The following is a 13,872-nucleotide window of genomic DNA, read 5'->3' on the forward strand; positions in this document are numbered from 1 at the left end:
CATCGACGAGTACCTGCCCACCCCGCTCACCGAGGCTGAGCTGGCCGACGTCGCCGACACCGCCATCGCCCAGGTGGCCGAGGAGATCGGTGAGCGACCCGGCATGAAGCAGATGGGCCTCGTGATGAAGGCGGCGACCGCGATCGCGGCCGGGAAGGCGGACGGCGCCCGGCTGTCCGCGGCGGTCAAGGACCGCCTCTAGCCGTTTGCGCACCCGGCGCCGGGGTACCCACGTCGGTATGACCAAGTTCGGCTACACCTTGATGACCGAGCAGAGCGGTCCCAAAGACCTTGTCCGGTATGCTATTTCAGCCGAAGAGCGCGGATTCGACTTCGAAGTCTGCAGCGATCACTTCTCGCCCTGGCTGGTATCGCAGGGGCATGCGCCCAACGCCTGGGCGGTGCTGGGCGCGGTGGCGCAGGTGACCGAGCAGGTGGACCTCTATACCTATGTGACCTGCCCGACCATGAGGTATCACCCGGCGATCGTCGCGCAGCAGGCGGCGACGGTGCAGATCCTGGCCGACGGCCGGTTCACCCTGGGCCTGGGCAGCGGCGAGAACCTCAACGAACATGTGGTCGGCAAGGGCTGGCCGGCCATCGAACGCCGGCAGGACATGCTGCGAGAAGCCATCAAGATCATCCGCGAGCTGTTCGGCGGAGGCCTGGTCAACTGGCGGGGCGAATACTTCCAGGTGGACTCGGCGCGGCTGTGGGACGTGCCCGAGGTGCCGGTGGGCATCGGGGTGGCGATGGCCGGCGCCAAGGGGGTCGACAAATTCGCCAAACTCGCCGACCACCTGATCGCGGTGCAGCCCGACGAACAACTCGTCGACACCTGGCACGCGGCTCGCCAGGCCGCCAACGTGGCGGGGGGCGAACGGGTGGTCGGGCAGATTCCGGTGTGCTGGGACCCCGATCGAGATGCCGCAATCGAACGCGCGCACGACCAGTTCCGCTGGTTCGGCGGTGGCTGGGCGGTCAACGCCGACTTGCCGACACCGGCCGGATTCGCCGGCGCCACCCAATTCGTGCGTCCCGAAGACGTCGCCGAGAGCATTCCCTGCGGGCCGGATCTGGACGCGATCGTCGAAGCCGTCCGGCCCTACCAGGCAGCGGGTTTCACCGATGTGGCGCTCATTCAAATCGGCGGCGAGTCGCAGGAGCTGTTTCTCAAAGAAGCCGCCGAACCGCTGCTTGAGGCGCTGCGAGCGCCGACGAGCTGACGTTTGACGTTTCGCCGGTGGGGTATTCACATCGCGATCGCCCGGCGGGTGGGCTCCGCAACAACTTGGGATAGACCGGGCCGACGGCCAGTTAAGCACCAGCTAGGTCGCTGCCCTGCATCCGCAATGACCCACGAGGAGCGGCAACATGCCAAATCGGTTGGAAGGTAAGAAGATCGCGATCTTGGCTGCGGACGGCGTGGAAAAGGTCGAACTGGAACAGCCGCGCGACGCACTGCAGCAAGAGGGAGCTCAGATCGAGCTGCTGTCACTGAAGGCCGGCGAAATCCAGGCGCGCAACCACGATCTCGAGCCTGCCGGTGAGTTCACCATCGACCGCGCCGTGTCGGACGCCTCGGTCGACGAATTCGACGGCTTGGTGTTGCCCGGCGGCACGGTGAACCCGGACAAACTGCGGGCGGACAAATGCGCCGTGACCTTCGTGCGCGATTTCGTCGACTCCGGAAAGCCGGTCGCCGCAATCTGTCATGGACCGTGGACGCTGGTGGAGGCCGGCGTCGCTCCGGGCCGAACGCTGACCTCATACCCCAGCATCCGCACCGACCTGCGCAATGCGGGCGCCCACGTGGTGGACGAGGAGGTCGTGGTCGACGGAAACCTGATCACCAGCCGCTCGCCGTCGGATCTTCCGGCGTTCTGCTCCGCAATGATCGACGAACTCGCCCACGCCCCCGCGGGTTCGCCACGCTGGCGGCCCTGACCAGGATGCGCGTGAATCCTGTTTAAGCCGGCGTATCGCGGGCATTAGACACAACATGCCGCGATATTCGCGGCGGTGTCGAAAGGCTGACGCTTGACCACCACATATCCAGGCACCGCCCTGGCCGAAGGGGTCTACCAACCCCAGCAGGACTCCCGGCTGCTCGTCGATGCGATGTCGCGGAGCGGCCTTATTCCCGGACGCAGGGTACTCGACTTGTGTACGGGAAGTGGGTTTGTCGCGATCGCCGCGGCCGAAATGGGCTGCGCCAGCGTCACCGCCTTCGACATCTGTCCGCGTGCGGTGCGCAGCTCGCGGGGCAATGCCGCGGGCGCCGGGGTGGACGTCGATGTCCGTCAGGGCTCGTGGATGGGTGCGCTGGACTGTGCTCCGTTCGACGTCGTGGTGGCCAACCCGCCCTATGTTCCGACGCCGCCGGAAGGCGCTGCCGCCGAGGTGATTCCGTTGTCCGTCGGCCCGTCATGGGCATGGGATGCGGGGCCCGACGGTCGGCTGGTGCTGGATCCGCTGTGCGAATCGGCCTCGAAGCTGTTGCGCCACAATGGATCGCTACTGCTGGTGCAGTCCGCATTCGCGGGGGTTGAGCGCTCGCTGGAACGGCTGCGTGCCGGCGGGCTGGACGCCGACGTCGTCGCCTGCCAGTGGATTCCGTTCGGGCCGGTGCTGACCGCGCGGGCGGCATGGCTGGAGGAGACCGGTCGGCTGCGCCCCGGGCGCCGCCACGAGCAACTCGTCGTAATCCGGGCGGACAAGCGTTGAGCACCACCCGGGTTCGTGTCATCCCCAAAGGCCCCGTGCTGGTTGCGGGGCCGGTGCGGATCGAGATGCCCGACGGCGGTGTCGTCGAGTCCGACCGTTTCATGGTGGCGATCTGCACGTGTGCGCGCAGCAAGGAGTATCCGCTGTGCGACACCAGCCACCGCAGATGTCGGACCGTTAGTTCAGCTGACGCCGCAGCGAAGACTGACCGAGCTTCCAGCACACCATAATCGCGTCCGCCAAGCGATCCTCGACGACGGAGAAGGCGCGCATCCCGAACACGACGTCGGGCTCCAGCTTCGGTTCACGAGCGATCAGGTCGCCGACGACGTCAAGGCGCACTACCTGTTCGTGCACCGCGTCGGCCTCCACGTGTTCGGCGTAGAACGCGACGCATGCCGCCGGGGCATCCATCCGCTGCAGGGCCTGGACCATCCGTCGGGACCCGGGCGGGGAGGTGATCTCGGTCGCGGCGAAATGCCCGATCGCCGCGCCGCGCAACCAGCGGTGCAAGCCGAACAGCGACATCAGGTTCACCACGGCCAGCGACTCGGCCGGCACGGCGTCGAGATACGCGAGGTAGCCGGGGTCCAGCCCGGCTGCGGCCAACAGATTGGTGAAGAGTTGCTGGTGCAGGCGTTCGCCCTGGCCGGCGCCGTACTCGTCGTATTCGATCGCCACGAACGCCGCCTTGGCGTGGCCGCTCAGCCGGGGGATCACCCAGGCGTGCGGATCGGCCTCCTTGAGGTGGTACAGCGATTTGTGCGCGAAATACTCACGCATCTGTTGCCAGGTCCCGGAGTCGCGCAGGTAGTACGTCGGCCCGGCACCATCCGCGGACTCGATCGACAGCGCAGCCATCTCGGCCGCGGCGGTGTCGCCGGGTTCGATGGGGCCGACGTCGCGGCGCACGCCGGCCAGGAAGGCGCGCTCCAGTTCGGCGCGCAGTTGCAGCAGTGCGGGATTCCACTCCCAGGTCGGGTCCACGCCCGAGAAGCCGCGGTAGTGCAGTTCGTAGCACATGTACAGCGCCAGGTGCAGGTCGAGCCCGTAGGGATCGGAATCACGCACGGACGCGGCGATGCGCGCGAGCTGGTCGCGCGACGACGGCCCGGTCAGCGCGCGACGGACGGTCATCGATAGTGGGCCGTGCGCGGCCGGCAGGGCCGGTTCGACGCGGATCGATGTGTCAGTCACCCCGGTGTGGTACCCGCTGACGCCGGGGGCAAACGGGGGTGCCGGCCGCCTCATCGGTGGGCAAGCCGGAACGTGACGTCGACGGTGGTTCCGGTCGGAGTGCTGTCCACGGTGACCGAGTCGCTGATCGCCCGGATCAGCACCAGGCCCCGTCCGCTGTTGCCGGGGTTGGCTGCCGGTGTCTGCCAGGAGCCCGTGTCCGCGATCCGCACGCGCACCTCGCCGCCAGTGCACTCGACCTGGACCAGCATGGTGGCGGGGTCTCGGCCGCGGTACGCGTGCTCGATGCTGTTGGTGCACGCCTCGTTGACCACCAGCACGATGTCCGCGGCCAGGTCGTCGGGCACCTCGGCGCCGCGCAGCCATCCGCTCAACCGATGTCGGATGCCGGCCAATTGATCTGCGGTCGCGGCGGTTTCGATTCGCAGCGGCGCGGACTCGTGGCGGTAGATCACCATTGCGACGTCGTCGTCGTAGCCCGCCGACGGAGCCAATTCCCGCAGCACCACGTCCGCCACGGCGTCCAGCGGCAGCTTCATCGTCTCGGCCAAAACGTCTGCCGCGCGGGCGATCCCGTCGTCGATTGACTCGTGCCTGCGCTCGACCAGGCCGTCGGTGTACACCATCAGCGTCGAGCCGGACGGCAGCACCTGCGAGGCCTGTGGCCGCGGCCTGTCCCGGCGCACCGCGAGCGGCACGGACCGGGCTTCGGTCAGCACGGTGATCCCCGAGCCGAGAAGCGGGTCCGCCCCGGCGAGCACCGCCGGCATGTGTCCCGCGTTGCTGTATTCCAGGATCCCGGATTCGGTGTCCAGAATCGCGAGAAACACCGTGGTGCAGTAGGCGTCCGGGATCAGCGCCGCCGCCGCATCGAGCTGTTCCAGCAGCACCGCCGGTTGGTCGCCGGTGAGCAGCAGCGCACGCGCCGAACTGCGTAGCTGGCCCATGATCGCCGCCGCGGGCAGGCCCCGACCCACGCAGTCGCCGACGACGATGCCGATGCGGTGATCGCCGACCGCCACCACGTCATACCAGTCGCCCCCGATCTCCAACGGTGGCACCGCGGGTTCGTAGCGCACGGTGAACCCTGGCGGCGGCTGCACGGGCGGCAGCATCGCGCGCTGCAGCGTCAGCGATGTCTCGCGCGCTATCTCGAACTGCCGCACATGCTGGACCGCGAGGCTGAGGTGGCCGACAAGGACGGTGACCAGCAGTCGATCCTCCGGGCTCACCCAACGCGGTACCCCAAGCTCCAGCCAGAGCGCGACGTCGCCGGTGCCAGACAGCACCGCGAACATTCCCCGGGCCCTACCCGGCGCGTCCGGCCACTCGACCGGCCTGGCCGTCAGCGGCAGCTGGTTACGCGCGTCCTGAAACGTCCTGCGCAGCAGCGGGTCCAGCTCACGCCAGGTCGCTGCTGGTGGGTCGCCGGCGGTCTGCACGGCCGGTTCGCCCTCGCCGGACGGCCAGATGACCGCGACGATGCGCTGAACGTCGACCGCCGCGCGGCATTCATCGAGCGTGATCGACAGCACCTCGGCCAGGCTCTTGGCGACGCCCACGGACGTCGCGAGCCGCATCACCGCGTTCTCCCGCGCCGCGAACGCCCGCTGGGCGGTGATGTCGCGAACCGTTCCGACGAAAGCTTCCGGTTCCCTGCCGGATTCGCGCACCGAGTTGATGCTCACCGTCACCCAGGCCAGCCGGCCGTCCTGATGCTGGATCTCTGTCTCGTATTCCGCGCTGCCGTCGGTCAGCGCCCGGATTATCTGCTGCGCGGCAGCGTCGGTGTCGATCAGCCAGGGGTGCGGCCAGACGTACGGCATGCCGTCGGGCGGAAAGCCGATGATCTCGGCGAACGCGTCGTTCATTTCGACGATCGCGCCCCGCTCGTCGGCGACGAAGAACCCCTCCTGCAACGAATTCACCAGGGCGGTGCGGAACTTGTCGCGGTCGGCCAGCCCCTCGGCCCGGGCGCGCTGCTCCTCGTAGCGCCGGGTGCCGTCGAGGTAGCCGCGGGTGACGACGTCGAGCGCGGCCAGCGTCTGCAGCAGGAATTCCACCGCGGCCGGCCGGTCGAGATCGGTTTTCTTTGCCAGTTCTTCGATTTGGGTGAAGTGCTTCTCGATGATCTCGAGCATGCTGATCTGTTCCTGCAACGCGCGTCGCCCGAGCTCGTGACCGATCGCCAGGCTGTCCTCGTCGCGGGTGTCCACATAGCTTTTCAGCGCGGCGGTGTATTGGGCGTGAAAGTCGTTCGTAGCATTCATATCTTGCTCATCTTGGTGTCCCCCGGTGACGTGCGGCCAGCACCATCGCATCGTCAGACGCCTTGCCGTGCTTGTCCAGGATGTGCTCGGCGATCACGGGTGCGGTGGCGGCAAAATCGATGTGGTCCAAATGGTCTTCGGCAATGCCGTCGCTGGTGATGACCAACAGGTCGCCGGTGCGAATCGGAACCACTTGTGCGGGAGTGATATCCGGTATCCGGTAGCCGACGATGCCGGCGGTCAGGCGGGCGGTGGAGCGGACGACTTGGACTCCGCTGGCGGCCTTGGCGACGAGGTTGGCGCTGACGTTGCCCACCCCGGTCCAGGACAGTTGGCCCGCCTCGAAATCGACGCGGGCCAAGGTCATCGCGGCACCCCTGGTGCCGGTCAGGACGCGGTGACAGAGCTGCACCAACACCTCGAGCCGCTCGCCGCAGGCGCCCTTGAGCACGTCCACTCCGGTGTTCGCCGCGCTCGCGGCCTCGGGTCCGTGCCCCAGCCCGTCCAACACGCCGAACAGGGCGGCCGCTCCGTTTACCCCAACCGCGATCGACTGATCGCCACAGACCCGCTCCCCCGGCCGGGGGCGTCCCACCATCGCCCACTCGATCGGTCCCAGCCGGCCCTGCTCACGCACGCGCCGGGACCCACTTCCACATCTCGACCACGGTGCCCTTACCAAGCGCGGATTGCACGATCAGCCGATCCATCAATCGGCGTGCGCCCGGCAAGCCCAGGCCGAGCCCGCGTCCGGTCGAGTAGCCGTCTTCCATCGCGCGGTCGATGTCGGCGATGCCGGGACCGTCGTCCTCGGCGCGCACCACCAGCGCCTTTCGGCCCTCACGGTCGTCGACCGCAACCCGGACCGCGCCGCGGCCCGCGTAGCTGGTGATATTGCGAGCGATTTCCGAGATCGCGGTGGCGACCATGGTGACGTCGGTCAGCGAGAAGCCGAGCTCCAAGGCGAGTTGATGTCCAGCCTTGCGCGCGTCGACGATGTCGTCGGGGTTGTTGATATCGACGACTTTAACTGCCGGGTAGCCCGGGTCATCCGCCACCGTCGCGCCCGATCGTCCATTTCGCCGATTTCGGGCGCCCCAGTTTGCGATTGAGCAGCGCTATACCTTCCTCCAGGTCCAGCGCCGTGTTCATGTCGTCGAACGTCAACCCCAGCTGGACCATCGCGAACGCCACCTCCGGCTGCAGGCCAACGATCACCGTGTCGGCGCCACGCAACCGCGTCATGTGCGCGATCGTCCGCAGCGACCGGGCCGCGAAGGAATCCATCACGTCGATCGCGGTGACGTCGACGACGATGCCCTGCGCGCGGAACTGGCTGACGCGTTCCATGAGGTCGTAGCGCAACCGCTCGGTGTCGGAGTCGGTGAGCGCAGCCTGCACCGACGCGATCAGAATCTGGCCCTGCTTCAGGATTGGTACTGGCATGAGGCTTCCGTGGCTGTTTGTGGTTGCCCGCGCTTATCCGGTCGCCTCGCCCGTGCGGGTGACCTCGTAGCCGAGCAGACGCTCGGCTTCTTCGATGCCGCCCTGCAAGTCGCCGACGGCATTCATCTTGGACAGGTCCAGCCCGATGGTCACCAGCGTCAGGGCAATTTCCGAGGACAGGCCGGTGATGATGACGCTGGCGCCCATCAATCCCGACGCGTCCACGGTCTGCACCAGGTGGTTGGCCACGGTGGAGTCGATGGTCGGCACACCGGTGATGTCGATGACGACAACTTTTGCGCGGTTGGCGCGGATGGCGCGCAGCAGCTGCTCGGTGACCTGCCGGGCGCGCTGGCTGTCGAGCACGCCGATGATGGGGAGAATCAACAGTTGCTCGCGCACCTGCAGCACCGGCGTCGACAGCTCCCGGATCGCCTCCTGCTGCTGGCGGATGATGCGCTCGCGCTCCTGCACGAAGCTGACGCCCACGGTGTTGGCGATCCGGTTGGCCGCGGGTTCGTAGGCGTCGAGCACGCGGTTGAGCATCCCGAACTCCGCCTGGTACTTCTCGAACAGCGAGCGCGCCAGCACGTCACGCAGCAGCAGCACGATGCCGAGCACCTCGTCCGTCTCCACGCCCCGGGGGATGATGCGTTCCGACAGGTCGCGGGCGTAGGCCTGCAGCGCCTCGACGCTACCGGTCTCGAGCACCTCGACATAGTTGTCGTAGACGGCGGTCGCCTCGGAGAACAGCTCCTCCGGCGTCATCGCGGTGAGCAATTGGGCCTCGGTGATGCGCCGGGCCCACTCCTCGCGCAGGATGGTGCGATTTCGCCGCAGGTGCTGAACGAGTTGCGGCAGCAGACCATCGCTGGAGACCGTTGCCGTTTGGGTTCCGGTGCTGGTCTCCAACGGAGAATCTGACATCTGGCCTCCTCAAGGCGCGCAGGTCTCATGGCGAGACTAGCGTGGATAGGTGCGCGGTAGGTGTTGAGGCCTTTTTCTTCTGCCAGTTCGGCGGGCGGGTTAGGCTTGCACCACACCTGAGGCACTCAGACCCGGACGAAGGATCGCCATTGTCAGCTCCTGATTCGATTACCACGTTGGTTGCGGACCACGACGGGGTGTCCGTGGTGAGTGTCAGCGGCGAAATCGATTTGGTCACCGCTCCCGCCTTGGAGGAAGCCATTGGCGAGGTGGTTGCCGACGGGCCGACCGCACTGGTCATCGACCTCTCCGCGGTCGAGTTCCTCGGTTCGGTGGGGCTGAAAATTCTTGCGGCGACGTACGAGAAGCTCGGGAAGGCGACGGAGTTCGGGGTGGTGGCGCGTGGCCCGGCGACGCGCCGGCCGATTCACCTGACCGGGCTGGACAAGACGTTCCCCCTGTACCAGACGCTCGATGACGCGCTGACCGGCGTGCGGGACGACAAACTCCAGCACTGACGCGCCCGTCATGGACGTCGATCATCCAGAGGACGACCAGCGCTGGGACAGCCGCGAGCGCGGGGAGACCGAAATCCAGCGGCTGGACCGGAACTGGAACAGCCTGCTGCAGGAGCTGCGGGTGGAGCAGACGGGCGTGCAGCTGCTCACCGGCTTCCTGTTGACGCTGCCTTTTCAGCAGCGTTTCGACGTGCTGGGCCCGCACATGCGGGTGGTGTATCTGGCGACGGTGAGTTGCTCGGTGGCCGCCACGGTGTTGTTGATCGCGCCGGTCGCCATGCACCGGCTGCTGTTCCGGCGGCATCGCCTCCAGGTGGTGGTGTCGGCGGCGCACCGGTGCGCGTTCGCCGGACTCACGCTGCTCGGCTTCGCGTTGACCGGGATGACCGTCATCGTCTTCGCGGCGGTGACCGGGCGCGGTGCGGGCATTGCTGCCGGTGCGTGCGCGCTCGCGTTGTTTACCGTGTTCTGGCTGGTAGTGCCGTTATTGCTGCGTAGTCACCGGTGGTAGCCGGCCCCGTTCGTTTGGTTTTCTATGCGAACGGGTAATTGGCAGCCCGTGGTTGACATGTCGACCCAGGGCCGGGGGGAATCGGCCACTATGGCGGGGCGGGTGGCTGCGGCCGTCTGGGTGATCGGTCTGGTCGCGGGGGTGAGCGCGCTCGCGACGGGGCATCTGATGGTGGCCTGGGTGACGCTGGTGGTGGCCGTCGTGGCGCCCTGGTTCGGGCTGGCCGCGGTGCTGCACAGCAAGCCTCGCGTCGTCGAGTCCGAGCTGCCTTGGCAGGCGGCGCCCGCGCCCCTTTCCAGCGGCGGCTACCGCATAAAATTGCCGGCCCGCTAGCCCGCTTCCGGGGCCCGTTTTCGTGCCCGCACGCGCGCGCTTTGGCGCGTGTCCAATTTGTTGCCGTTTATAGGTGTGGCCAGGGGCTCTACGGGGTATCGCCTCAGCCACGGGTTGACTTTCAGGCGGGTTGGCCCTCCCCTGGCGAGGAAGGAACACCTATGACGGCCGTAAGCGACTACGACTCACGTCGCGTGTCCGAAGCCGACCCCGCGGACCGGTCGACGCTGCGTGAGCTGGCGCCGGTTCTGCCCGGGTCGTCTCCCGCGATCGTCGACGACGACCCCAACGACGCGCCCTTTTTCGAGCTGCCCGGCGCGGACCTGTCCGGTGAGGAGCTGACGGTCGCCGTCATCCCCATGCGGTCCGACGAGTTCACCTGTTCGTGCTGCTTTTTGGTGCAGCACCGCAACCGGTTGCACGGCACCGACGGCAGCGGACGTCCGATCTGCGCCGACTGCGCGTAAGTGGCGCGAGCAGACGCAAAAGCCCCTCATTTCGGCCCGAAATGGGTGCTTTTGCGTCTGCTCGCGCAGGGGCGCGTCGCTGCTTGACCTAGCCGACGGCGCCGTGTTGTGTCGTTGGCGTGCCGCCATCCCCTCCGGGCCTGCCCGCGCCCCGCGGGTTTCGCGCGGCCTTCGCCGCGGCGTATGCGATCGGCTACCTGGTCGGCGGCGAGCGCCGGATGATGAGGCTGATCCGCCGGTACGGGCCGATCATGACGATGCCGATCCTCAGCCTGGGCGACGTGGCGATCGTGTCCGACCCGGCGCTGGCGAAGGAGGTCTTCACCGCGCCCACCGACGTGCTGCTCGGGGGAGAAGGGGTGGGGCCGGCGGCGGCGATCTACGGGTCCGGATCGATGTTCGTGCAGGAGGAGCCGGAGCATCAGCGGCGGCGCAAACTGTTGACACCGCCACTGCACGGCGCCGCACTGAGCGGTTACGTGCCGATCATGCAGGACTCCACCCGTACGGCGATGCGCAACTGGCCGGTAGACCGCCCCTTCGAGATGTTGGAGGCGGCACGATCACTGATGCTCGACGTGATCGTCAAGGTCATCTTCGGCGTCGACGATCCCGATGAGGTGCGGCGACTCGGCCAGCCCTTCGAGCGGCTGCTGAATCTCGGTGTTTCGGAGCAGTTGACGGTCCGTTACGCGCTGCGTCATTTCGGCACTCTGCGGGTGTGGCCGCAGCGCGCCAAGGCCAACAAGGAGATCGATGACGTCGTCATGCCGCTCATCGCCCGGCGGCGCAACGATCCACGTCTGGACCAGCACACCGACATCCTCGCGTTGCTCATGTGTGCGCGCGGCGAAGACGGCGAGCGGTTGTCCGACAGCGAGATTCGCGACGACCTGATCACCCTGATGCTGGCCGGCCACGAGACGACGGCGACGACGCTGGCGTGGGTGATGGACCTGCTGCTGCACCACCCCGATGCCCTGCGGCGCGTACGGAACGAAGCCCTCAGTGGCGAGGAGGATTACACGACCGCGGTCATTCACGAGACGCTGCGGGTGCGACCACCGGCGCCGCTGACCGCGCGGGTGGTCGCCAAACCCATTACCATCGGCGGCTATTGCGTGCAGCCGGGCACCCGGATCGTCGTTCACATCATCGCAATCAACCGAAACGGCGACACCTACGAGCGGCCGTACGAGTTCCGTCCCGAACGATTCCTCGGCGTTCGGCCGCAGACCTATGCCTGGGTGCCGTTCGGGGGCGGCGTGAAACGTTGTCTGGGCGCCAGCTTTTCGATGCGCGAGCTGATCACCGTGCTACACGTGCTGCTGCGCGAGGGCGAATTCACGGCCGTCGACGCAACTCCGGAACGGATCGTACGGCGCTCGATCATGCTCGCACCTCGCCACGGCACCAAGGTGCGGTTCCGGCCCCGTTAGGGCAGCACCGTGTGCATCAACATCACGTCGTAGGCCGACCACAGCGACAGGTTGAAGTAGAGGTCCTTGCCCGACGACCACGGATGGATCATCGGTGCGTAGATCCCACCGGGCATCTGGAACGACGACACGAGCAGTTGTTCTGGGCTCCATGGCCCTTGCGGTGCCGGCGCGGTCCTGGCCACGACGTCGTTGGCGCCGTTGGTGTACAGCACCAGGTACTGCTTGAGGTAGCTGTTGTATTGGCCGGACATCTCGGCGACCGGGCCGGGGATGACCGGTGTGGCCGCACCCGGGTTGTTCGGGACCCAGCGGCCCTCGCCGTCACCGTTCCAGTACTGGTACTTGCTGAGGTCCGGTGCGGCGTTCGGCGGGACCCGCGACAGATGCGCCGCACCTCCGCGCCCAGAGGGAGTTCCGAACGAATAGAGGTACCCGTCGTTGCCCTTCATGAAGGCGCCCATCTGGAAATTCTCATTGCCCGGAACGTATTTGACGCCCGCGGCGCCGTCCGGCGTGGCCGGGCGAATACTGCCCGGGTAGATGCCCCAGTTCTGCCCGTTGTCGCGGGACATCGCCAGCGCCGAAAAGTTCGTCGCCCATTCGCCGTCGCGGCCCCACTCGCGGATGGACATGAAGTTCATGAGTTGCGTTCTGCCGATGGCGATCCCCGCGGTGGGAATGAGACCGGTCTCGTGTGGCGCCTTTTTCATCGTCTTGATGATCTGCCGGGACAGGCCCGACGGATACGACGGCGAGCCGGCGTATTTGTCGGAGGCGGACCCGGGTGCGACGTGAATGCCCTTGGTCAGGTCATGGTCGGAACTGCGGAACAGCACGTTGTATCGCCACTGTTGGCCGTGGACCTTGCAGTAACCGAAGGTGTCACCGAAGGCCATGAGAACCTGGCGGTTGCCGGGATCACCGTTGTCCCAGGGGATTCCGAGGTCGGTACCGGAGATGCCGAAGCGTTCCAGCGTCTTGTTCGGGCCGTTGGGTCCGGTGATCCAGTCGACGAGCGAAGTGGGGGCGCCCGCGATCGACGCAGGTGGCGGAGCCGCCTCCGGTGCGGGCTGGGGCGCCGGCTGAGGCGCGGGTTGGGGGGCGGGTCGTGGGGCCGCATTCGGCTGCAACTGGGTGGCATTCGGGGGCGGTGGGTTGCCGGGCTGCGGCGGATTGGGCCCCGGCACCGCGCCCTCGGTTTTCGGTCGTACCTGCGATTGTTGTTGCAGCGGAGCGGAATACCGGGTGGTGCCCGGCTTGAGCAGACTCGAGATCAGCGGACCCAATTTGGGAAGTGGCGCACGGTCATTCGTATTGCTCGGCCTGCGTCCCGTGGGTGGTCGGACCACCGGCGCGGGCGCCTCGACCGGCGCCTCGGTGGCCGGCGGCTCGATGTTCGCCTCGGGTGCTTCGCAGGGGGTGGCGTAGGCGGGTGGCGCGACGCCTATTCCAACCACCAGCCCGAGAGCGGCCGTAGCCGCCACCGACGCTGACATGATTCGCGGAAACGCCGACAATGTCACACCTTTCACGGGGCAAGACGCCCCTCTGACGCCGCCTTGACGCCGCCTTGACGCCCCCAGTTGCACATGTGACGATAGAGACCTACGGGGCTCTTGTGACTAGCCATTTGGCAATGGTATGGATCTGAGACCGTGTCGCGACCCTTTCGTTGAGGCCCCGCGCCAACGCAGAGTTGGCAACCCGATTGGCTCCGCGAGGAGCGGGTATACCTCTTCAATCAGCCAATTAGACAGCGTTCAACAAAGGGGCACGACATGATCGTCTTGGGCATCATCCTGATCGTGGTGGGATACCTCGTTCCGCTGCCGATTCTCACTTACGTCGGCGGCATCCTGGTCGTCATCGGCGTGATCCTATGGATCCTGGGCGCCGTCGGCCGCCCGGTCGGGGGCCGAAAAGTCTGGTTCTAGCCGCGCTATGAAGATCTGCATAGTCGGCGGCAGTTCCCGCCAGATCCAATCCTGAGTTCGCCCGCACAACTCGGCCGTTCTTGACGAGATTATGAAGGCC

18 protein-coding genes are annotated in these 13,872 nt (G+C 67.0%); 11 read left to right on the forward strand and 7 right to left on the reverse strand.

Annotated features, from left to right (window positions below):
• The 5 genes from AC5Y5V_RS26340 to AC5Y5V_RS26360 all read left to right on the forward strand — a co-directional run.
• On the forward strand, window positions 1-202 hold a 202-nt coding region (locus AC5Y5V_RS26340; RefSeq protein WP_499941000.1), incomplete at its 5' end, for a GatB/YqeY domain-containing protein.
• 37 nt (window positions 203-239) lie between these two features.
• On the forward strand, window positions 240-1,226 hold the full coding sequence (locus AC5Y5V_RS26345; RefSeq protein WP_499941002.1) for an LLM class F420-dependent oxidoreductase: 987 nt from the start codon (window positions 240-242) through the stop codon (window positions 1,224-1,226).
• A 148-nt stretch (window positions 1,227-1,374) separates the two neighbouring features.
• A complete protein-coding gene (locus AC5Y5V_RS26350) occupies window positions 1,375-1,947 on the forward strand; it encodes a type 1 glutamine amidotransferase domain-containing protein (RefSeq protein ID WP_499941004.1) in 573 nt (190 codons plus the stop codon).
• Window positions 1,948-2,040: 93 nt separating this feature from the next.
• Complete coding sequence (locus AC5Y5V_RS26355; protein WP_499941006.1) at window positions 2,041-2,727, forward strand: HemK2/MTQ2 family protein methyltransferase; 687 nt, start codon at window positions 2,041-2,043, stop codon at window positions 2,725-2,727.
• Window positions 2,724-2,957, forward strand: a complete 234-nt coding sequence (locus AC5Y5V_RS26360; protein ID WP_499941008.1) for a CDGSH iron-sulfur domain-containing protein — start codon at window positions 2,724-2,726, stop codon at window positions 2,955-2,957. The genes AC5Y5V_RS26355 and AC5Y5V_RS26360 overlap by 4 nt, the downstream gene beginning before the upstream one ends.
• Here the strand turns inward: AC5Y5V_RS26360 and AC5Y5V_RS26365 are convergent.
• From AC5Y5V_RS26365 to AC5Y5V_RS26390, 6 genes are all read right to left on the reverse strand, one after another.
• Entirely contained in the window at window positions 2,905-3,864 is a 960-nt protein-coding gene (locus tag AC5Y5V_RS26365; protein ID WP_499941112.1) for an iron-containing redox enzyme family protein, read from the reverse strand. The two genes, AC5Y5V_RS26360 and AC5Y5V_RS26365, sit on opposite strands and share 53 nt — an antisense overlap.
• Before the next feature lie 110 nt (window positions 3,865-3,974).
• On the reverse strand, window positions 3,975-6,194 hold the full coding sequence (locus AC5Y5V_RS26370; protein WP_499941010.1) for a SpoIIE family protein phosphatase: 2,220 nt from the start codon (window positions 6,192-6,194) through the stop codon (window positions 3,975-3,977).
• Between the two features lie 7 nt (window positions 6,195-6,201).
• Window positions 6,202-6,831 carry a SpoIIE family protein phosphatase gene (locus AC5Y5V_RS26375; protein WP_499941012.1) on the reverse strand — a complete coding sequence of 210 codons (630 nt, stop codon included), beginning with the start codon at window positions 6,829-6,831 and terminating at the stop codon, window positions 6,202-6,204.
• A complete protein-coding gene (locus tag AC5Y5V_RS26380; RefSeq protein ID WP_499941015.1) occupies window positions 6,824-7,252 on the reverse strand; it encodes an ATP-binding protein in 429 nt (142 codons plus the stop codon). The genes AC5Y5V_RS26375 and AC5Y5V_RS26380 overlap by 8 nt, the downstream gene beginning before the upstream one ends.
• Complete coding sequence (locus tag AC5Y5V_RS26385; protein ID WP_499941017.1) at window positions 7,242-7,640, reverse strand: STAS domain-containing protein; 399 nt, start codon at window positions 7,638-7,640, stop codon at window positions 7,242-7,244. The genes AC5Y5V_RS26380 and AC5Y5V_RS26385 overlap by 11 nt, the downstream gene beginning before the upstream one ends.
• A gap of 33 nt (window positions 7,641-7,673) precedes the next feature.
• Window positions 7,674-8,567, reverse strand: coding sequence for an STAS domain-containing protein (locus AC5Y5V_RS26390; RefSeq protein WP_499941019.1), 894 nt, complete (start codon window positions 8,565-8,567; stop codon window positions 7,674-7,676).
• Window positions 8,568-8,716: 149 nt separating this feature from the next.
• Here AC5Y5V_RS26390 and AC5Y5V_RS26395 point away from each other — a divergent pair, with 149 nt between their 5' ends.
• From AC5Y5V_RS26395 to AC5Y5V_RS26415, 5 genes are all read left to right on the forward strand, one after another.
• A complete protein-coding gene (locus AC5Y5V_RS26395; RefSeq protein WP_499941022.1) occupies window positions 8,717-9,085 on the forward strand; it encodes an STAS domain-containing protein in 369 nt (122 codons plus the stop codon).
• A gap of 10 nt (window positions 9,086-9,095) precedes the next feature.
• Window positions 9,096-9,596 carry a DUF6328 family protein gene (locus tag AC5Y5V_RS26400; protein WP_499941024.1) on the forward strand — a complete coding sequence of 167 codons (501 nt, stop codon included), beginning with the start codon at window positions 9,096-9,098 and terminating at the stop codon, window positions 9,594-9,596.
• 102 nt (window positions 9,597-9,698) lie between these two features.
• Window positions 9,699-9,929, forward strand: a complete 231-nt coding sequence (locus AC5Y5V_RS26405; protein WP_499941026.1) for a hypothetical protein — start codon at window positions 9,699-9,701, stop codon at window positions 9,927-9,929.
• Window positions 9,930-10,090: 161 nt separating this feature from the next.
• Window positions 10,091-10,396 (forward strand): DUF4193 domain-containing protein, encoded by a 306-nt coding sequence (locus AC5Y5V_RS26410; RefSeq protein ID WP_499941028.1) that lies wholly within the window; start codon window positions 10,091-10,093, stop codon window positions 10,394-10,396.
• 119 nt (window positions 10,397-10,515) lie between these two features.
• A complete protein-coding gene (locus AC5Y5V_RS26415) occupies window positions 10,516-11,835 on the forward strand; it encodes a cytochrome P450 (protein WP_499941031.1) in 1,320 nt (439 codons plus the stop codon).
• Here AC5Y5V_RS26415 and AC5Y5V_RS26420 read toward each other — a convergent pair.
• Window positions 11,832-13,334: a glycoside hydrolase family 183 protein gene (locus tag AC5Y5V_RS26420; RefSeq protein ID WP_499941035.1), complete on the reverse strand. Its 1,503-nt coding sequence runs from the start codon at window positions 13,332-13,334 to the stop codon at window positions 11,832-11,834. The two genes, AC5Y5V_RS26415 and AC5Y5V_RS26420, sit on opposite strands and share 4 nt — an antisense overlap.
• Window positions 13,335-13,616: 282 nt before the next feature.
• On the opposite strand from AC5Y5V_RS26420, the gene AC5Y5V_RS26425 reads away from it, so the two are divergent.
• Window positions 13,617-13,772, forward strand: coding sequence for a hypothetical protein (locus tag AC5Y5V_RS26425; RefSeq protein ID WP_499941037.1), 156 nt, complete (start codon window positions 13,617-13,619; stop codon window positions 13,770-13,772).
• The last annotated feature ends 100 nt before the right edge of the window (window positions 13,773-13,872 follow it).

Source organism: Mycobacterium sp. NGS68 (assembly GCF_059812195.1).

Bases quoted from the DNA above. Each gene is read 5' to 3' on its own strand.
- AC5Y5V_RS26345 (WP_499941002.1), top strand. From the start codon at position 240: ATGACCAAGTTCGGCTACACCTTGATGACCGAGCAGAGCGGTCCCAAA.
- AC5Y5V_RS26350 (WP_499941004.1), top strand. From the start codon at position 1,375: ATGCCAAATCGGTTGGAAGGTAAGAAGATCGCGATCTTGGCTGCGGAC.
- AC5Y5V_RS26365 (WP_499941112.1), bottom strand. From the start codon at position 3,864: ATGACCGTCCGTCGCGCGCTGACCGGGCCGTCGTCGCGCGACCAGCTC.
- AC5Y5V_RS26370 (WP_499941010.1), bottom strand. From the start codon at position 6,194: ATGAATGCTACGAACGACTTTCACGCCCAATACACCGCCGCGCTGAAA.
- AC5Y5V_RS26385 (WP_499941017.1), bottom strand. From the start codon at position 7,640: ATGCCAGTACCAATCCTGAAGCAGGGCCAGATTCTGATCGCGTCGGTG.
- AC5Y5V_RS26390 (WP_499941019.1), bottom strand. From the start codon at position 8,567: ATGTCAGATTCTCCGTTGGAGACCAGCACCGGAACCCAAACGGCAACG.
- AC5Y5V_RS26400 (WP_499941024.1), top strand. From the start codon at position 9,096: ATGGACGTCGATCATCCAGAGGACGACCAGCGCTGGGACAGCCGCGAG.
- AC5Y5V_RS26410 (WP_499941028.1), top strand. From the start codon at position 10,091: ATGACGGCCGTAAGCGACTACGACTCACGTCGCGTGTCCGAAGCCGAC.
- AC5Y5V_RS26420 (WP_499941035.1), bottom strand. From the start codon at position 13,334: ATGTCAGCGTCGGTGGCGGCTACGGCCGCTCTCGGGCTGGTGGTTGGA.
- AC5Y5V_RS26425 (WP_499941037.1), top strand. From the start codon at position 13,617: ATGATCGTCTTGGGCATCATCCTGATCGTGGTGGGATACCTCGTTCCG.